This is a genomic window from Pseudomonas sp. JUb42 (assembly GCF_024807945.1).
Taxonomy (GTDB): domain Bacteria; phylum Pseudomonadota; class Gammaproteobacteria; order Pseudomonadales; family Pseudomonadaceae; genus Aquipseudomonas.
The window spans coordinates 164,000-182,992 of sequence record NZ_JANUFD010000016.1 but is presented as its reverse complement, the minus strand read 5'-3'; the positions used below and the strand labels follow the sequence as shown (position 1 = coordinate 182,992).

Sequence of the window (18,993 nt, the reverse complement as noted above, 5' to 3'; positions counted from 1 at the left end):
CCGAAATCTTTGAACAAGGGATGTGCGCCCTCCTGCGCCAGACGGCTACAGGAGGGAGCGCACCCAGGATCTAACTCAACTGCTGATTACTTGGCAGCCCAGGCAGTGAAGCGCTGCTCAAGGGACTCGCCGTTATCGGTCCAGAAGGCAACGTCAAGCTGCACCTGGTTGGCGATGTTTTCTGCCTTGGTCGGCATGTTCGCCTGGTTTTCTGCGGTCAACAGGCTGACAGCCTTGGTGTTGGCAGGGCCGTAGGCGATGTTTTCCGAGTAGGTCTTCTGCTGGTCGGCGCCGAGGGTGAAGGCGAGGAATTTCTTCGCTTCAGCCGCGTTTTTCGAACCCTTTGGAATGGCCCAGGAGTCGAAGTCGTAGACGCCACCGGTCCACACCACTTTCAGGTTGCTTTCCTTGGCCACGGCCGCGATACGACCGTTGTAGGCCGAGCTCATCACGACGTCACCGGATTGCAGGTACTGCGGCGGCTGAGCGCCAGCTTCCCACCACTGGATGTTCGGCTTGAGCTCATCCAGTTTCTTGAAGGCGCGGTCCTGGCCGTCTTTGCTGGCCAGCACTTTGTAGACGTCTTTCGGCGCAACGCCGTCGGCCATCAGGGCGAATTCCAGGGTGTACTTGGCGCCTTTGCGCAGGCCACGCTTGCCCGGGAATTCCTTGACGTTCCAGAAGTCAGCCCAGCTGGTCGGTGCGGTTTTCAATTTGTCGGCGTTGTAAGCCAACACGGTCGACCAAACGAAGAAACCAACGCCGCAGGTCTGGATGGCACCCGGTACGTAGTCTTCTTTCTTGCCGAGGATCGCCGGGTCGATCTCTTCGAACATGTCTTCGCTGCAACCGCGAGCCAGTTCAGGGGATTCGACTTCTACCAGGTCCCAGGAGACGCTTTTGGTGTCGACCATGGTTTTGACCTTGGCCATTTCACCGTTGTATTCGCCAGCGATGATCTTGCCGTTACCGGCCTTTTCCCACGGGGCGTAGAACGCTTTTTCCTGAGCAGTCTTGTTCGCACCGCCGAAGGAAATAACAGTCAGATCGGCGGCTGCCATGGCTTGCGCCGCGCACATCATGCCCAGCGTCATTGCGGTGAGTTTCATGGTTCTTAGCATTTGTACTTCACTCCACGAGCAGTTGGTTTCGCGATGGGGAGAGGGCGATCTGTTCGCCTCTTGGTTATTGCACTTCTTGCAAGGGATCGAGCGCGCGAACGTGCTCGACCTGCCAGCCAATCGGTACGACATCGCCAACGCTCAGGGCCGAATCCAGCTCGGCGATGGGTTGCTTGACGAAGAAATCGGTTTTGCCCGCCACTTCCAGGCGCACGCGGACGTGGTCGCCCAGATAGATGAATTCTGCGACACGGCCGGAGAAGCGATTCACGCAGCTTTCGCTCTTGCCATTGATGCAGATGCGCTCCGGACGAATCGATAGAGTTACCGGATCACCGGCACGACCGACATTGACCGCCAGGGCCTCGACCTTCTCGCCACGGCCCAGCTCAATCACGCAACGATCGCCGTTCTGGCTGACCAGACGACCGTTGAGACGGTTGTTTTCACCGATGAAGTTGGCCACGAACGTGTTGCACGGCTCTTCGTAAAGGGTGCGCGGCGGGGCAATCTGCTGGATTTCGCCCTGATGGAACACTGCTACGCGGTCGGACATGGTCAGGGCTTCGCCCTGGTCGTGGGTCACGTAGACCACGGTCACGCCCAGGCGCTGATGCAGATGTTTGATTTCCATCTGCATGTGTTCGCGCAGTTGCTTGTCCAGTGCGCCGAGGGGTTCGTCCATCAGCACCAGTTGCGGCTCGAACACCAGTGCACGGGCCAAGGCCACACGCTGCTGCTGACCACCGGACAACTGGGCCGGGTAGCGATGGGCGAAGCTGCCCAGTTGCACCATGTCCAGGGCGCGCTTGACCTTCTCGCCGACGTCGGTCTTGTTCAGGCCACGTACCGACAGCGGGAACGCCAGGTTCTCGGCCACGGTCATGTGCGGGAACAGTGCGTAGTTCTGGAACACCATGCCGATGTCGCGCTTGTGCGGCGGCACGTTGTTGATGGAGCGGCCTTCGAGCAGGATCTCACCGGCAGTCGGTGTCTCGAAACCGGCAAGCATCATCAGGCTGGTGGTCTTGCCGGAACCCGAAGGCCCGAGCAGGGTGAGGAATTCGCCTTTGCGAATATCCACATTGAGGTCTTTGACGATGAGGGCTTCGCCGTCGTAGCTCTTCTGCACACCACGAAAGCTGACCAGAACATCTTTCGCCCCAGCGCTTGTATCGACGTCGCTCATTACCCACACCTTTGTTTTGTCTGCGTGGATCTAGCCTAGTTTAGGCTGCAGGCCGCGCAAATCGGGGGGCAGGAGAGATTCGCCTAGGCACTCTGGAAGGTTGCTTGTAGGGATTGCCCTACACGGATGGCGGAGATAGGTATGTCGGTTTTTAGATTGTTTTTGTCTGTGCTGGCGTCTTCGCGGGCAAGCCTCGCTCCCACAGGGTTATAGGTCGCCTGTGGGAGCGAGGCTTGCCCGCGAAAGCATGTCGCGTTTGGATCACAACAGTTTGTGTTCAACCGCGTACTTGACCAGATCCGCCAGGGAATTGAGGTTCATCTTCTGCATCAGCCGCGCCTTGTGGGTGCTGATGGTCTTGCTGCTCAGGGCTAGCTGCTGAGCAATATCGTTGACGTTGGCGCCCTGGGCCAGGCGCTCGAATACCGAAAACTCGCGCTCGGACAACAGCGAATGCAGCGGACGGTTATCGGTCAGTCCGACCTCGAAAACCATGCGGTCGGCCAGGTCCGGGTCGATATAACGCCCACCGCCGGCCACCCGGCGAATCGCCGTCAGCAGCAAGGCCGGGTCGCTGTCCTTGGTGGCATAGCCTGCCGCGCCGACCTTCAACGCCCGCGCGGCCATCTGCGCTTCATCGTGCATGGACAACACCAGGATCGCTGGCGGATTGGTCATCGCGCGGATCCTTGGGATCGCTTCCAGGCCATTGACCCCCGGCATGGAGATATCCAACAGCACCACCTCACAGGCGATATGGCGCAGCGTGTCGAGCAGTTGTTCACCATTGCTGGCCTCGCCGACCACCAGCATGTCCTTGGCCAGGCCGATCAATTGCTTGATCCCCTCGCGCACGATGGTGTGGTCTTCGGCTACCAATACGCGAATCACGATTGCGACTCCTCAGTGACTTGGTCCAATGGAATAAAAGCGCGCAAGGTTGTGCCCTCCCCCGACTCACTGTCCAGCTCCAATCGTCCGCCAAGCATCAAAACCCGCTCGCGCATGCCGACCAGACCGAAGGAAACCGGGCGCCCTGGTTCAGGTACGAAGCCGCGGCCGTCGTCGGAAATGGTCATGCACATCAGGCCGCTTTCGCTGTCCAGGGTCAGGCTGACTTCCACGGTATGGGCCTGGGCATGGCGCATGACATTGGTCAGCGCCTCCTGAAGGATACGGAACATGCCAATGGCCCTGGCATCGCTGAGGGTCGGCAGGTTATCCGGCACCTGTACCAGGCAGGGAATCTGCGTGCGTGACTCAAAACGCCGGGCCTGCCATTCGATGGCCGAGGCGATGCCCGCATCGAGAATCGGCGGACGCAGGGCCGTGGCGACGTCGCGTACCAACTGGAATAGCTGGGCAATCAAGCGCTTCATGCTGTTGAGACGATCACGCAGGCCAGGGTCGAGGTCGGCATAGGCCAGCTCGCACATCGAAGTTTCCAGCTTGAGTACGGTGAGCATCTGCCCCAACTCGTCGTGAACCTCCCGAGCGATGCGGGCCTTCTCTTCCTCGCGCACGCTTTCCAGATGCGCCGAGAGCTCACGCAACTGTTCATGGGCGCGGCGCCGGTCGCTGACGTCGCTGAGGAATACCACCAGGTACTCCGCATCGCGAAAGCGCAGGAAGCTCAACGACACGTCGGCGGGCAGGATGCTGCCATCGGCGCAGGTCAGGTTGGTCTCGAAACTCAGCGGCGCGTCTTCGCTGGAGCGGGCGCTGTTCCATAGGTTGAGCCAGCGATCCATATGCAGGCCCGGCTCGAAATCGATCAACGGCCGATCCACTGCGCCACCAGCGTCGTAGCGCAGCATCGATTCCGCCGCCCGGTTGGCATAGCGCACGTGACTGTCCCAGTTGACCCAGAGAATCCCCAGGGTGCTCTGATCGATGGAAAACTGCGCCAAGCGCAAGGCTTCCTCGCCACGTTGACGGCGGGCGATGTCATGACGGGCGCTGAGCAAGGCCTGCTCCAGCTCCTGCTGTTGGCGGCGCTGCCAGATGACGATGGTGAAGCAGGCCAGCAACAAGACCAGCAGCAGGAAGCTGATGTTCTGCCAGAACCCCGGCGAAGTATTGGCCTGGGGATACTTGAGCGGGAACCAGCGGTTGTGCAACTGATCCAGGTCCCTGGCCGGAATGGCGCGCAGGGCCACGGCAACAATTTCGGCCAACTGCGGCCAGTCCTTGCGCGTCGCAACCCGCAGCAGCTGCGGATAGCCGATGTCCCCCACCACCGCCAGATCGCTAAACTCCGGCTCACGGGACAAACGGCTGAGCTGCGCCTCATCGACCACGGCATAACGCGCTTGCTGGGTGAGCAATAACTGCAAGGCCTGACGCTCCTGGGGTACGCCTTGCAAATTTAGATGCGAATAGGTGCTGCGCAGGTAGTCGGCGGTCGCACTGGGCATGCGCACGGCCACGCGGGACTGATCACCGAGCTTCTCCAGATCCACGGTGCCGGCGCCATCGCGCTCACCGACGACCAGTTGCGATATCCGCAGATAAGGGTCGGAAAACACCCAGCGCCGCAAGCCGGCCGGGGTCTGGGTCAGGCCGGGGGCGATATCGATGGCGCCCTCGGCCAGGGCTTTCTCCAGGGCAGCCTGATCCGGGAAGTTGCGCCAGAGCAATTCCGTGCGCAGGCTTTTTTCCAGCCAGTTCATCACATCGACATTGGCACCCGACAACTGCTGCAAACGTCGGTCGAACTGTGCGTAAGGCGCCTGCATCACCAGGCCGACGCGCAATTGGCTGCGCTGATTGAGCCACTCGCGCTGCTCCTGGCTCAGTTGGATACCCACCTCGCTTTCGTCCGGCGCGGCCTGCGCACGGCTCATCGACAGCACTGCCATCAAGAGCAGCGCCAGGCCGCCGATAAATCCATTGCGCAATGAACAACTGGTCAATGTGTCACTCCCTCGTGCTCCTCTGGCTGCGTCATGCATGTCTGCGCCTGACAAATGCCGATCAACCCATTAGGCTGCCGGGATCGTTTCTGGCTTTGGAATATCCGATGTCTTACACCTATCGCGCAATGTTTCCCGCGCTGTGCCTGGCACTGATACTACCTTGTGCCCTGCCCGTTCAGGCCGCGGACCCCGCTCCGGCCAAGCCCGCCGAGGCCAAGGAGCCCCCACCGCCCGAGTACGCGCCACTGTTGCAGCGCACCCAGGAAGACGCCATCGCCCTTGAGCGCAGCCTGCCCCAGGCTGACCTGCAAAAGCTGCAGGCGGGCGACGATAATTTTCTCGCCTTGTGGAAGCCGGCCAATACGGACGATCCGAAAGGCACGGTGGTCATCGTCCCCGGTGCCGACGAATCCGCCGACTGGCCGGAAGCGGTCGGCCCGCTGCGGCGCAAGCTCCCCGATGCCGGTTGGGCCAGCCTGAGCATTACCCTGCCTGACGCCCTCAGCGATGGCAGCGACCCTCGTGAAGAGGACGCTGCCACTGGCGAGGCGAGCACAGGCGACAAGGACAAAAAAGAAGCGGCGAAAAAAGAACCGGCCAAAGACGCACCCAAGGATGCCGCAGCCACCGAGGCCAGCGCCGCCGCCGCAGCGGAAAAAGAAGCCGCTGCCACTGCCGCAAAAGCTGCTGCTGCACAAGAGCGCGAAAAGGCTGCGGCCGATCGCATCTTTGCCCGCATCGACAGCGCCATCGCCTTTGCTCAACAGAACAAGGCGCGCACCATCGTCCTGCTCGGCCACGGCAACGGCGCCTACTGGGCTGCCCGCTATACCAGCGAGAAGCCTTCGCCGCTGGTCCAGCACTTCGTCATGGTCTCGGCCAGAGAACCCGTCGACGCCAAGCCATTGCTCGCCGCGCTGGTGCCGACCCTGAAAGCGAAAACCTCGGACTTCGTCTTCAAGGGTTGGCCGAATGAGCAACGCGCAGCCCAGGACCGCCTGCAAGCGAGCAAACGGGTCAAGGGCTCCGCGTTCACCCAGATCCAGCTGACCGCAATCCCCGGCAACAAGGCTGCCGAGCAGGAACAGATGTTCCGTCGGGTCAGGGGGTGGCTGGAGGCGAAGTAACCCGAATCGGCGATTTGGAATGAGGTTATGTGGGGGCCGGCTTGCTGGCGATGACGTCGGGACAGTCCCCGACGCTATTGCGAGCGCTACCAAGGCGGCTCCCACGAACAGCAACCGGGCCAGACCTCGTTCTCAACGAAACCCGCGCCGCTCCTTCACCAGCTTGTAGGCGTGATGCAGTTCACTGGTGATTTCCGTCGCGTCGCGCACCTGCAATTCATTGGCACCGGCCCCGGCGACCTTGTCGGGATGGTAGCGGCTGAGCAGGCGGCGATAGGCGTGCTTGATCTGCGCCGGCTCAGTCTCCGTCGTCACGCCGAGCAGAATCAGAGCGTGCTGATACTCCTCGGCGCGGGTCGGTAGCGCACGCTTTTGCGGGTCGGAATCGGAAGACAACGCTTCGACTTTCGCCGCCGTCCAGCCAAGCCATTTGCCCCACAGAATGATCAGGTCACGCTCGACACGCGTCGGTCGCCCCTCGGCCCAGGCCATGCGCCAACAGGCGCGCAACAGGCCCTCGGCAGCATGGGGCTGGGTATTGAGACGCCGCAGATAGCCGCGCAGTTTGTCGCGCCCGTCCTTGCCGCGATTGAACGCAGCAATGGCCCGGCGCTGAGCCGGTTCGCTCAGGTCCAGGCGACGCATTTCCACGCGTGCAAGCAAGATATGGCTGTCGCGCACCCGGCCATTACTCTTGGCCAGGCGCCCGAGCAGAATGAACACCAGTTCATCGTCCCGCGGCACCGGGCGGCCGCCCAAACGTGCGCGCAGATGCGCCCAGCTGTGCAGTTCAAGGCGACGATCCAGCGCCTGCCCCAACAAGGCACCGAGCAGGGCACCGGGGATACTGGCAATGACAAAACCGGTTCCTGCGCCGATCAACGTGGTTGGCCACAGCATCTAGTGAGTCACCGCTAGCAGTTGCTCGACTTCAGCCAGACGCTCGTGGGTGCCGACATCGACCCAGCGGCCACGGAAGTGCTCGCCAGTGACCCGGCCCTCGGCCATGGCCGCACGCAACAGCGGCGCCAGCTTGAAGGCGCCGTCCTGGCACCCGGCGAACAGGCGCGGGTGCAGAATCGCGATACCGCTGTAGGTCAGCTTCGGCGCATCGGGAAGATCGTCGCGGACATGCCCGTCGAGCAGGGCAAAGTCGCCGTCCGGATGGTGCACAGGGTTATCGATCAACACCAGATGCGCCAGGCCTTCGAGAGGGCGACGCAGGGCGGTCATGGCGTAATCGGTCCAGATATCGCCATTGATCACGGCAAAAGGCTCATCGCCGAGCAATGGCAGGGCGCGGAAAATCCCGCCACCGGTTTCCAGCGGCTCGCCTTCGGGGGAATAACGAATATGCAGGCCGAAGCGCTGCCCATCGCCCAGGTGATCCTCGACCTGCTGCCCCAGCCAGGCGTGATTGATCACTACGTCGGCGAAGCCCGCCGCACGCAGCGCCAGCAGATGGTATTCGATCAGCGGTACACCGCCCGCACGCACCAACGGTTTGGGCGTGTGCAAGGTCAAGGGGCGCATGCGCTCACCCTTACCGGCAGCGAGAATCATCGCTTTCATGCATCCCTCTTCAAAACAATCGACCCTTTATTAGAATGATCACCTTCATACAGCCCTGTACGAGGTGTGACAACCCGCGCGTCTCAGGCTTGTGGCAGGCCGCTCAACAACTGCCGCAAATCGTCCAGCTCAGGCCGCCGCGCCAATACCGCGTCTATATAGGCAAAGAAACGCGGTACGTCGCTCAAGTAGCGCGGCTTGCCGTCACGATGGCAGATACGCGCAAAAATCCCGATCACTTTCAAATGGCGCTGCACACCCATCAGGTCGCTGTCGCGCATGAACGCTTCAATGCTGTCCTGAACCGGAATGCCCAACGCCCGGGCCTTGCCCCAATACTCTCCCAGCCAGCCCTGGACGCGCTCTTCGGGCCAACTGAGGAAGGCATCCTTGAACAGGCACGTCACGTCATAGGTCACCGGGCCGTACACCGCATCCTGAAAATCCAGCACGCCGGGATTAGGCGCGCTGACCATCAGGTTGCGCGGCATATAGTCGCGGTGCACCAGCACCTTGGGTTGCGCCAGGGCGCTGTCGATCAGCAAATCACTGGCCCGCTGCCAGAGCGCCAACTGCGCCGGATCCAGTTCGACGCCCAGATGACGACGCACATACCACTCGGGAAACAGCTCCAGCTCGCGCCGCAGCAAGGCTACGTCGTAGCTGGGCAGCGGTGCATCCATCGGCAACTGCTGAAAAGCCAGCAACGCTTCAATGGCATCGGCAAACAGGCCATCGGCGCTGTCGGCATCGATCACATCCAGGTAGGTTTTTGCCCCCAGATCGCTGAGCAACAAAAACCCTCGCGTCAGGTCTTCGGCATAAATTTTCGGAACATTAATGCCCGAGCGACTTAATAAATGTGCGATATCAACGAAGGGTTTGCAGTTTTCCTGGGGTGGCGGGGCATCCATGACAATAAAAGTGCGGCCTTCGCCCTGCCAGCGGAAATACCGACGGAAACTCGCATCACTACTGGCGGCAGTCAACGTGGCCGGGGGTATCGCGCCCCAACCCTCGGCTAAAAAAAGTGCTTGCAATTGCTCATCGAGCCAAACTTTGAGGTGTTGCAGGCGTACATCTTGATCAGGCATTACAAGGGTCTCCGACGGCGCTAGCCGTCAAGCGGGTCATGCTTTATTATCGGGGCCTTTTTCAGCCCATCGAAAGGCGTGCGGCCCCCCCGCGGGCAGATGGCACGCAGGAAGCCCGGACTAATAAGATGGCATTGAAATCCCCCGCGTTTCGTAAAAAATTTCCGTTGCTAGTGACCGGCAGTCTGCTGGTAATGCAACCCCTGGCTGCACCATTCGTGGTTGCCGCCGAACAGTATGACTGTTCGGTCTCTGCTTCGGGAGCGTGGAATTGCGCCCCGAAAAGCCCCACGGCTGTGCTGCCCCCACGTCCCGTGCACAGCGCGACCGCCGTCAGTTCCAATGGAACCGTGACGGAGACCGGCGTTGGCGGTGAGACGGTGGCCACGACCAAACTGGTCACCGAAGCCAAGGGCAAGGGCCTGCGTTCGCGCAGCGCCGACTACAGCCACCTGGACTGGGTCCCACGCGAGAAGCTCACCGCTGCGCAATTGGCCGAGACCGCGCCTTATTGCTCCGGTGCCTACATCGAGCCGATCCGTCCGGGCATGAACGACTCGACGCCCAAAGGCGAGTCGCCGACCTTCCTCGGCGCCAAGGCTTCGCGTTACGAGCAGGAATCCCAGACTGCGACCCTGGCCGGTGACGTTGTCATGCGCCAGGGCAGCATGCAGATCCAGGCTGAAGAAGCCAGCCTGCACCAGGCCGAAAACCGTGGCGAGCTCAACGGCGATGTCCGTCTGCGCGACAACGGTGCTCTGATCGTCGGCGACCACGCCGAGATCCAGCTCGACACCGGTGAAGCCAAGGTCGATAACGCCGAATATGTGCTGCACAAATCCAACGTGCGCGGTAACGCCCTGTACGCCAAGCGTGCCGAGAACGCGATCATCCGGCTCAAGGACGGCACGTACACCACGTGCGAACCGAACAGCAACGCCTGGACGCTCAAGGGTAATAACATCACCCTGAACCCGGCCACCGGCTTCGGTACCGCGACCAACGTGACCCTGCGCGTCAAGGACATCCCGGTCCTGTACACGCCGTACTTCTACTTCCCGATCGACGACCGTCGTCAATCGGGCTTCCTGCCGCCGACCATCGGCACCGGCAGCAAGACCGGCCTGATGCTGGTCACCCCGTACTACTTCAACCTGGCGCCGAACTACGATGCCACGTTGTACCCTCGCTTCATGGCCAAGCGTGGCGAATTGCTCGAAGGCGAATTCCGCTACCTGACCAAGACCAGCGAAGGCCAGTTCGGCGGCGCGTACCTGAACGACAAAGACGACGACCGCAAGCTGCAGACGGACTACGACAAGACCCGCTGGATGATCAACTGGCAGCACACGGGCGGTCTCGACTCGCGCTGGCTGACACACGTCGACTACACCGACATCAGCGATCCGTACTACTTCCAGGACCTGCAGACCGACCAGATCGGCGTGTCGAAAACCGACTACGTCAATCAGCAGGGTTCGTTGACCTATCGCGGCGACAACGTCTGGGCACAGATCAACGCCCAGGCCTACAAGCTGGCGACCGTGGCCAACATCACGCCTTACAACCGCTTGCCGCAAATCAGCCTCAGCGGCGCATTGCCGTGGGAGCCTGAAGGCCTGAAGCTGAACTGGCAGGCCGAGCTGGTGCGCTTCGACCGCGATTTGAAAGACGGTGACTACGTCAACGAAGATGGCTTCTCGGCACCTCGTCTGGACCGAAACGTACAGGGTCTGGCCCGCGCCAACGGTACCCGCCTGAACCTGCAACCGTCGATGAGCCTGCCACTTGACTGGACCTTTGGCTACCTGAAGCCGACGCTCAAGTACGCCTACACCCAGTACGATCTGGATCTCGACGGCGAAGGCAAGACCACCCTGCAAACCGACGAGAAATACAACCGCAGCCAGAGCCGCAGCGTGCCTATCGCCAGCGTCGACAGCGGCCTGTACTTCGACCGCAACACCAACTGGTTCGGCACCAACTATCGCCAGACCCTGGAACCCCGCGCTTACTACCTCTATGTTCCTGAGGTCGATCAGACGGACATCCCGGTCTTCGATACCGCCGAAACCACGTTCAACTATGCCTCGCTATTCCGTGACAACCGCTTCGTCGGCTCCGACCGTATCGGCGACGAAAACAAACTGTCCCTGGGCGTGACCAACCGCTGGATCGAAGACAACGGCTTCGAACGTCAGCGCTTCAGCGTCGGTCAGGCGTTGTACTTCAAGGATCGCAAGGTGCAATTGCCGGGCGTAGAGTTCAAGGACCGCAAAGACGCGCAATCCGACGTTTCGCCTTACGCTCTGGAATACGAATATCGCTTCGACCGCGACTGGCGTGTCAGCTCGGACTTCAACTGGGATCCGGACAGCCGCAGCACCCGTTCCGGCAGCGCGATGTTCCATTACCAGCCTGAAAGCAACCCGGGCAAGATCGTCAACTTCGGCTACCGCTACCGCAATGACCTGGTCCGTTACGACCAGACCACCGGCAAGTGGACCGTGGGCGGCGGCGACTACGGCACCCCAGGCACCGCGAACTACGTCAAGGATTACTACAAAATCCAGCAGCACGACTTCTCGGTCATCTGGCCAATCGTGCCGCAGTGGAGCGCTATCAGCCGCTGGGAATACGACTACAACCGCAACCGTACTCTGGAAGCCTTCGGTGGCTTCGAATACGACAACTGCTGCTGGAAAATGCGTCTGATCAGCCGTTACTGGGTCGACTATGACGAATTCAGCCAGGACGCCCCTCAGAACGAAAAAGGCGACCGCGGCATATTCCTCCAAATTGTGTTGAAGGGACTTGGTGGCGTTACCGGCGCCAAAGTAGAGAGCTTCCTCGACAAAGGCATCCAAGGTTATCGTGAACGTGAAGACCAAGCTTTCTGATTCTCTGCGCCCGCTGTTGCTGGGCGCGCTACTCCTGGGTTCCGCAGTTCACGCTGCGGTACAGCCGCTCGACAGCGTCGTGGCCATCGTCGATAACGACGTGATCATGAAAAGCCAGCTCGACCAGCGTACCCGCGAAGTCAAACAGAACCTCGCCAAACGAGGCGGCGCCATGCCACCTCCGGGCGTTCTGGAACCCCAGGTGCTCGATCGCCTGATTCTGGAAAACCTGCAGTTGCAGGTCGGTGAACGTTCCGGCATTCGCATCAGCGACGAAGAACTGAACGCGGCCATCGCCACCATTGCTCAGCGCAACAACATGACAGTGGAGCAGTTCCGCAAGGCCATCGCTCAGGACGGCGGCTCGTTCAACGACGCCCGTGATCAGGTCCGTCGGGAAATGATCATCAGCCGCGTACGTCAGCGCCGGGTAGCCGACCGTATCCAGGTCTCGGATCAGGAAGTGAAGAACTTCCTCGCCTCCGACCAGGGCAAGGCTCAGCTGTCGCAGGAATTCCACCTGGCCACGATCATGATCGGCACCCCGGAAAGCGCCAACGCGGCGACAATCCAGGCTGCCGCCGCCAAGGCCAAGGGCATCTACGACAAGCTCAAGGCCGGCGCTGACTTCGGTCAGATGGCCGTTGCCAACTCGTCCAGCGAAAACGCTCTGGATGGCGGTGATATTGGCTGGCGCAAATCCGCCCAGTTGCCACCTCCGTTCGGTGACATGCTCGGTTCCATGCCGATTGGTGACGTAACTCCGCCAGCACGTACGCCGGCCGGTTTCATCATCATCAAACTGCTGGAAAAACGCGGCGGCGCGGGCCAGGCCCAAATGCGCGATGAAGTGCATGTGCGCCACATTCTGATCAAGCCAAGCGAAATCCGCAGCGAAGAAGAAACCAAGCGCCTGGCGCAGAAGATCTACGACCGCATTGAAGGCGGCGAAGACTTCGGCGAACTGGCGAAGAGCTTCTCGGAAGATCCGGGTTCGGCGCTTAACGGCGGCGACATGAACTGGGTCGATCCGACCAACCTGGTTCCCGAGTTCCGCGAAGTGATGAACTCGACGCCACAAGGTCAGCTGTCCAAGCCGTTCCAGACCCAATATGGCTGGCACGTTCTGGAAGTCCTGGGCCGTCGCTCCACCGACGCCACCAACCAGGCTCGCGACCAACAAGCGATGAACGTACTGCGCACCCGCAAATATGACGAAGAGCTGGAAAGCTGGCTGCGTCAGATTCGCGACGAAGCCTACGTGGAAATCAAACTGCCTGGCGCTGACAAGGCCCCACAGTGAAACAAAAACGCTTCGCCCTGACACCCGGTGAGCCCGCAGGCATAGGTCCCGACCTTTGCCTGCTGATCGCCGCCGAGCCGCAACCGTATCCCCTGATTGCCATTACCAGTCATGACCTGCTCGCCGAGCGGGCCACGCAACTGGGTGTGGTCGTCAATCTGCTGAGCGTCAGCCCTGACGCCTGGCCCGAGCAGCCAGCCCCGGCTGGCAGCCTGTATGTCTGGGATACACCGCTGCGCGCCCCGGTGGTAGCCGGGCAACTGGACAAGGCCAATGGCGCATTCGTCCTGGAGACCCTGACCCGCGCGGGCCAAGGCTGCATCGACGGCGCATTCACCGGCATGATCACCGCCCCGGTACACAAAGGCGTGATCAACGATGGCGGCATTGCTTTCTCCGGCCATACCGAATTTCTCGCCGAACTGACCCAGACCGAACAAGTGGTGATGATGCTCGCCACCGGCGACCTGCGCGTCGCCCTGGTGACCACTCACCTGCCCCTGCGCGACGTCGCCGATGCCATCACCCCACAGGTGCTGGAGCGGGTCACGCGCATCCTTCATGCCGATCTGGTCAACAAGTTCGGCATCTCCCGGCCGCGCATCCTGGTCTGTGGGCTCAACCCCCATGCCGGTGAAGGCGGACACCTGGGCCGCGAAGAAATCGACATTATCGAACCTGCCCTGGAGCGCCTGCGCAGCGAGGGCATGGACCTGCGTGGCCCGCTGCCTGCAGACACTCTCTTTACCCCCAAATATCTGGAGCACTGCGACGCAGTGCTGGCGATGTACCACGACCAGGGCCTGCCCGTACTCAAGTACAAAGGCTTTGGCGCCGCGGTCAACGTGACCCTGGGCCTGCCGATCATCCGCACTTCCGTCGACCATGGCACCGCCCTGGACCTGGCAGGCAGCGGCAAGATCGACACCGGCAGCCTGCACGTCGCCTTGCAAACCGCCTACCAGATGGCCGAGACCCATTCATGAACGAGCAATACCAACACAAGGCGCGCAAGCGCTTCGGCCAGAACTTCCTGCATGACGCCGGTGTGATCGACAAGATCCTGCGTTCCATCCGCGCCAAGCCTGACGACCGCCTGCTGGAAATCGGCCCTGGCCAGGGCGCACTGACTGCGGGCCTGCTCAACAGCGGCGCGCGTCTGGACGTGATCGAACTGGACAAAGACCTGGTGCCGATCCTCAACCACCAGTTCGGCGGCAAGCCCAATTTTTCCCTGCATCAGGGTGACGCGCTCAAGTTCGACTTCAACAGCCTGGATGCCGCTCCCGGCAGCCTGCGCGTGGTCGGCAACCTGCCGTACAACATCTCGACGCCGCTGATTTTCCACCTGCTGGCCAACGCCGCGCTGATCCACGACATGCACTTCATGCTGCAAAAAGAAGTGGTCGAGCGTCTCGCCGCAGGTCCCGGTGGAGGTGACTGGGGTCGTCTGTCGATCATGGTGCAGTACCATTGCCGCGTGGAACATCTGTTCAACGTCGGTCCGGGAGCGTTCAACCCGCCGCCGAAAGTCGATTCGGCCATCGTGCGCCTGGTGCCCCATGCCACACTGCCGCATCCGGCCAAGGACCATCGCGTCCTTGAACGCGTCGTGCGTGAGGCGTTCAACCAGCGCCGCAAAACCCTGCGCAACACCCTGAAACTGTTGCTCAGCGCCGATGAAATCACCGCCGCTGGTGTCGACGGAGGCCTGCGCCCCGAACAACTGGACCTCGCTGCCTTTGTCCGCCTGGCAGACAAACTGAGCGAAAAACCGATCCCGGCTTAAGCTGTAGAGGGACATGTAACGGGTAAATGTTTTTCTCCGATACATGTCCTAGACTGATTGCACCGGGATCTCCGGCTTCATTTCGCATTAGTTTCCAAGGCCCTCTGCATGTCCGATTCCCGTTATCAGGTCGACGTCAGCGTCGTCACCCGCTTCCTCGCCGAACAGTCGCAGCCCGAGCAGAACCGCTTCGCCTTCGCCTACACCGTCACTGTGCACAACAGTGGCGAGGTGCCCGCCAAGCTACTGTCGCGGCACTGGGTCATCACCAACGGTGACGGCCAGGTCGAAGAAGTCCGCGGTGAAGGCGTCGTCGGCCAGCAGCCGCTGATCGGCGTTGGCAAGAGCCATACCTATAGCAGCGGCACGGTAATGACCACCAAAGTCGGCAATATGCAGGGCAGTTACCAGATGCTCGCCGACGATGGCAAACGCTTCGATGCCGTGATTGCTCCATTCCGCCTCGCCGTACCGGGATCGCTGCACTGATGGCAGTGTATGCAGTCGGCGACCTGCAGGGCTGCCTGGAACCGTTGCAATGCCTGCTTGAGCATGTCCATTTCGAGCCTGGCAAAGACCAACTCTGGCTGGTCGGCGATCTGGTCAACCGGGGACCGCAGTCTCTGGAAACCCTGCGCTTTCTCTACAACATGCGCGAATCCCTGGTCTGCGTGCTGGGCAATCATGACCTGCACCTGCTCGCCTCGGCGCGCAAGATCGAGCGCCTGAAACGTAACGACACCCTGCGCGAGATTCTTGAAGCACCGGATGCCGGCCAGTTGCTGGTCTGGCTGCGCCAACAGAAACTCATGCATTACGACGCAGAGCGCAATATCGCCATGGTCCATGCCGGGATCCCACCGCAATGGACACTGAAAAAAGCGCTCAAGCTGGCAGGCGAAGTCGAGACGGTGCTACATGACGATCTGCTGTACGAACCCTTTCTCGAAGGCATGTACGGCAACGAACCGGCCAAGTGGGACAACGACCTGCATGGCGTAACCCGTTTGCGAGTCATCACCAACTACTTCACCCGCATGCGTTTCTGCACCCCGGAAGGCAAGCTCGACCTTAAAGGCAAGGAAGGCGCCGATACCGCCATGCCCGGCTATGCCCCGTGGTTCAGCCACAAGGAACGCAAGACTCGCGAGCAGAAGATCATCTTCGGCCATTGGGCAGCCCTTGAAGGTCGTTGCGATGAACCCGGCGTGTTCGCTCTGGATACCGGCTGCGTCTGGGGTGGGGCCATGACTCTGCTCAATGTCGATACCCTGGAACGCTATCACTGCGACTGCGACGGCAAAGGCCTGGCCAACGCCACGCCGGTGAAAGAGCCCTCTTCCCCCATACCCGCGGCCAGGCCCTGACGCCAGGCCTCACCCTCACACCCAAGGAGCCAGTGTCCATGACCGACTTCAAACGTATCCCCCCGGAAAAAGCCCACGAACTGCGCGCGAGCGGCGCGGTCTTCGTCGATGTGCGCGACGCCCAGACGTTTGCCGGCAATCACATTCCTGACTCACACCATCTGGATAATCATTCGATCGCCGACTTCATCCGCGAAGCCGATCTGGACAAACCTCTGGTTGTCGTCTGCTATCACGGCAACTCCAGCCAGCAAGCGGCGGCCTACCTGGTGGGCCAGGGCTTCTCCGAGGTCTACAGCGTCGACGGCGGATTCGAGCTATGGAAAGCCACCTTCCCGGCTGAAACCGCACAAGGCTAGTCTGAAAAAAAATTTATGCCTCTCGAACCCGTGTTCTACGCGGGTTCGCGCCCGAACTGACCAGCGGTCGGCCTGACTTATCGCTCATCCCTTCTTTATCTTCGCGATTCCGAACTATCCTTAGCCTCAGGCCATCCGTAATCAGGGGAGAGCCGGTACACCGGCGCGTGGGTCATCGGTAGTTACTTTTATGGTGTTCTGGGGGGTAAACGGCATCTGGATACTCAGCTGCTGCCAGCATCGACTGACGATCCGCCGCCGGCTCCACGTATCGAGCGAGGTGACGTCATGAGTATTTTTAGCCACTTCCAACAACGCTTTGAATCGACACGCCAGGAAGAGCTCTCGCTACAGGAGTACTTAGAGCTCTGCAAACAGGATCGCAGCGCATACGCCTCTGCGGCAGAACGTCTTCTGCTGGCCATTGGCGAGCCTGAGTTGCTCGACACGTCGACCAACTCGCGTCTTTCTCGAATCTTCTCCAACAAGGTCATCCGGCGCTATCCGGCCTTTGCCGACTTCCATGGCATGGAAGAATGCATCGACCAGATCGTCTCGTATTTCCGCCATGCCGCCCAAGGCCTGGAAGAAAAGAAACAGATCCTCTACCTGCTTGGCCCGGTCGGCGGTGGTAAGTCGTCTCTGGCTGAAAAACTCAAACAACTGATTGAAAAAGTCCCCTTCTACGCTATCAAAGGCTCGCCGGTATTCGAATCGCCCCTGGGGCTGTTCAATGCCACCGAAGACGGCGCAATCCTCGAAGAAGACTTCGGTATTCCGCGACGCTACCTAAGCACCATCATGTCGCCCTGGGCGACCAAACGCCTGGCTGAGTTCGGGGGCGATATCAGCCAGTTCAAGGTAGTCAAACTCTATCCATCGATCCTCAACCAGATCGCTGTGGCCAAGACTGAACCGGGCGATGAGAACAACCAGGACATTTCCGCTCTGGTCGGTAAGGTCGATATCCGCAAACTTGAAGAATTCCCACAGAACGACGCGGACGCCTACAGCTATTCGGGCGCATTGTGCCGGGCCAACCAGGGGCTGATGGAATTCGTCGAGATGTTCAAGGCGCCGATCAAGGTGCTGCACCCACTGCTTACCGCCACCCAGGAAGGTAACTACAACAGTACCGAAGGCTTGGGCGCGATCCCGTTCACCGGCATCCTGCTGGCCCACTCCAACGAATCGGAATGGCACAGTTTCCGTAACAACAAGAACAACGAAGCTTTCATCGACCGGATCTACATCGTCAAGGTGCCGTACTGCTTGCGTGTCAGCGACGAAATCAAGATCTACGACAAGCTTCTGTTCAACAGCTCCCTGTCCAAGGCTCATTGCGCGCCGGACACCCTGAAAATGCTGGCGCAGTTCACCACGCTGTCGCGCCTCAAGGAGCCCGATAACTCGAACATCTACTCGAAGATGCGCGTGTACGACGGCGAAAACCTCAAGGACACCGATCCAAAAGCCAAGTCGATTCAGGAATACCGTGACAGCGCCGGCGTCGATGAAGGCATGAACGGTCTTTCCACTCGCTTCGCGTTCAAGATCCTGTCCAAGGTCTTCAACTTCGACCCCCATGAAATCGCTGCCAACCCGGTGCACCTGCTGTATGTGCTGGAGCAGCAGATCGAGCAGGAGCAATTCCAGGCCGAAACCCGCGAGCGCTATCTGCGCTTTATCAAGGAATACCTGGCACCGCGCTATATCGAGTTCATTGGCAAGGAAATCCAGACCGCATACCTGGAGTCCTACAGCGAATACGGCCAGAACATCTTCGATCGCTACGTGCTGTACGCGGACTTCTGGATTCAGGATCAGGAATACCGCGATCCGGAAACCGGCGAGATTCTCAATCGCGTCGCGCTGAACGAAGAACTGGAGAAAATCGAAAAACCGGCCGGCATCAGCAATCCGAAGGATTTCCGCAACGAAATCGTCAACTTCGTCCTGCGCGCCCGCGCCAACAACAACGGCAAGAACCCGACCTGGCTCAGCTACGAGAAGCTGCGGGTGGTGATCGAGAAGAAAATGTTCTCCAACACCGAGGACTTGCTGCCGGTCATCAGCTTCAACGCCAAGGCCAGCAAAGAGGACCAACAGAAACACAACGACTTTGTTACCAGGATGGTCGAACGAGGCTATACCGACAAACAGGTACGGCTTCTGTCCGAATGGTATCTGCGCGTTAGGAAGTCGCAGTAAAGGCAGCGGCAAGCGGCAAGCTACTAGCCTCGAGCGGGCCTTA

General features: G+C 60.4%; 16 protein-coding genes. 9 read left to right on the top strand and 7 right to left on the bottom strand.

The features are described 5' to 3' along the window. Nucleotides 1-86 precede the first annotated feature (86 nt). The 4 genes from M2401_RS27545 to M2401_RS27530 all read right to left on the bottom strand — a co-directional run bounded on the left by M2401_RS27545 (nucleotide 87) and on the right by M2401_RS27530 (nucleotide 5,171). Complete coding sequence (locus M2401_RS27545; RefSeq protein WP_259108455.1) at nucleotides 87-1,121, bottom strand: ABC transporter substrate-binding protein; 1,035 nt, start codon at nucleotides 1,119-1,121, stop codon at nucleotides 87-89. A gap of 64 nt (nucleotides 1,122-1,185) precedes the next feature. Further along, the gene (locus M2401_RS27540; RefSeq protein WP_259108453.1) at nucleotides 1,186-2,310 is read right to left on the bottom strand and encodes an ABC transporter ATP-binding protein; all 1,125 of its coding nucleotides are present in this window, start codon (nucleotides 2,308-2,310) and stop codon (nucleotides 1,186-1,188) included. Nucleotides 2,311-2,571: 261 nt separating this feature from the next. Next, the gene (locus tag M2401_RS27535) at nucleotides 2,572-3,204 is read right to left on the bottom strand and encodes a response regulator transcription factor (RefSeq protein WP_259108514.1); all 633 of its coding nucleotides are present in this window, start codon (nucleotides 3,202-3,204) and stop codon (nucleotides 2,572-2,574) included. After that, complete coding sequence (locus M2401_RS27530) at nucleotides 3,198-5,171, bottom strand: histidine kinase (RefSeq protein WP_409033993.1); 1,974 nt, start codon at nucleotides 5,169-5,171, stop codon at nucleotides 3,198-3,200. The genes M2401_RS27535 and M2401_RS27530 overlap by 7 nt, the downstream gene beginning before the upstream one ends. 161 nt (nucleotides 5,172-5,332) lie before the next feature. Between M2401_RS27530 and M2401_RS27525 the strand changes: the two genes are divergently transcribed. Then, complete coding sequence (locus tag M2401_RS27525; RefSeq protein ID WP_259108449.1) at nucleotides 5,333-6,355, top strand: alpha/beta hydrolase family protein; 1,023 nt, start codon at nucleotides 5,333-5,335, stop codon at nucleotides 6,353-6,355. A gap of 132 nt (nucleotides 6,356-6,487) precedes the next feature. Here the strand turns inward: M2401_RS27525 and M2401_RS27520 are convergent, their stop codons facing one another. From M2401_RS27520 to M2401_RS27510, 3 genes are all read right to left on the bottom strand, one after another. Then, nucleotides 6,488-7,255, bottom strand: coding sequence for a DnaJ domain-containing protein (locus M2401_RS27520; protein WP_259108447.1), 768 nt, complete (start codon nucleotides 7,253-7,255; stop codon nucleotides 6,488-6,490). After that, nucleotides 7,256-7,927 (bottom strand): N-acetylmuramate alpha-1-phosphate uridylyltransferase MurU, encoded by a 672-nt coding sequence (gene murU, locus M2401_RS27515; RefSeq protein ID WP_259108445.1) that lies wholly within the window; start codon nucleotides 7,925-7,927, stop codon nucleotides 7,256-7,258. Between the two features lie 83 nt (nucleotides 7,928-8,010). Continuing rightward, complete coding sequence (locus M2401_RS27510; RefSeq protein WP_259108443.1) at nucleotides 8,011-9,021, bottom strand: aminoglycoside phosphotransferase family protein; 1,011 nt, start codon at nucleotides 9,019-9,021, stop codon at nucleotides 8,011-8,013. Nucleotides 9,022-9,149: 128 nt separating this feature from the next. Between M2401_RS27510 and M2401_RS27505 the strand changes: the two genes are divergently transcribed. From M2401_RS27505 to M2401_RS27470, 8 genes are all read left to right on the top strand, one after another. After that, complete coding sequence (locus tag M2401_RS27505; protein ID WP_259108441.1) at nucleotides 9,150-11,921, top strand: LPS-assembly protein LptD; 2,772 nt, start codon at nucleotides 9,150-9,152, stop codon at nucleotides 11,919-11,921. Beyond that, nucleotides 11,902-13,224 carry a peptidylprolyl isomerase gene (locus M2401_RS27500; RefSeq protein ID WP_259108439.1) on the top strand — a complete coding sequence of 441 codons (1,323 nt, stop codon included), beginning with the start codon at nucleotides 11,902-11,904 and terminating at the stop codon, nucleotides 13,222-13,224. Before M2401_RS27505 ends, M2401_RS27500 begins: the two co-directional genes overlap by 20 nt. Beyond that, nucleotides 13,221-14,210 (top strand): 4-hydroxythreonine-4-phosphate dehydrogenase PdxA, encoded by a 990-nt coding sequence (pdxA, locus tag M2401_RS27495; RefSeq protein ID WP_259108437.1) that lies wholly within the window; start codon nucleotides 13,221-13,223, stop codon nucleotides 14,208-14,210. The genes M2401_RS27500 and pdxA overlap by 4 nt, the downstream gene beginning before the upstream one ends. Beyond that, complete coding sequence (rsmA, locus tag M2401_RS27490) at nucleotides 14,207-15,013, top strand: 16S rRNA (adenine(1518)-N(6)/adenine(1519)-N(6))-dimethyltransferase RsmA (protein WP_259108435.1); 807 nt, start codon at nucleotides 14,207-14,209, stop codon at nucleotides 15,011-15,013. The genes pdxA and rsmA overlap by 4 nt, the downstream gene beginning before the upstream one ends. 108 nt (nucleotides 15,014-15,121) lie before the next feature. Beyond that, a complete protein-coding gene (gene apaG / locus M2401_RS27485) occupies nucleotides 15,122-15,502 on the top strand; it encodes a Co2+/Mg2+ efflux protein ApaG (RefSeq protein ID WP_259108433.1) in 381 nt (126 codons plus the stop codon). Further along, nucleotides 15,502-16,380 (top strand): symmetrical bis(5'-nucleosyl)-tetraphosphatase, encoded by an 879-nt coding sequence (locus tag M2401_RS27480; protein ID WP_259108431.1) that lies wholly within the window; start codon nucleotides 15,502-15,504, stop codon nucleotides 16,378-16,380. Before apaG ends, M2401_RS27480 begins: the two co-directional genes overlap by 1 nt. Before the next feature lie 38 nt (nucleotides 16,381-16,418). Continuing rightward, entirely contained in the window at nucleotides 16,419-16,739 is a 321-nt protein-coding gene (glpE, locus tag M2401_RS27475) for a thiosulfate sulfurtransferase GlpE (RefSeq protein WP_259108430.1), read from the top strand. A gap of 288 nt (nucleotides 16,740-17,027) precedes the next feature. Next, on the top strand, nucleotides 17,028-18,950 hold the full coding sequence (locus M2401_RS27470) for a PrkA family serine protein kinase (RefSeq protein WP_259108428.1): 1,923 nt from the start codon (nucleotides 17,028-17,030) through the stop codon (nucleotides 18,948-18,950). Nucleotides 18,951-18,993: the final 43 nt, after the last annotated feature.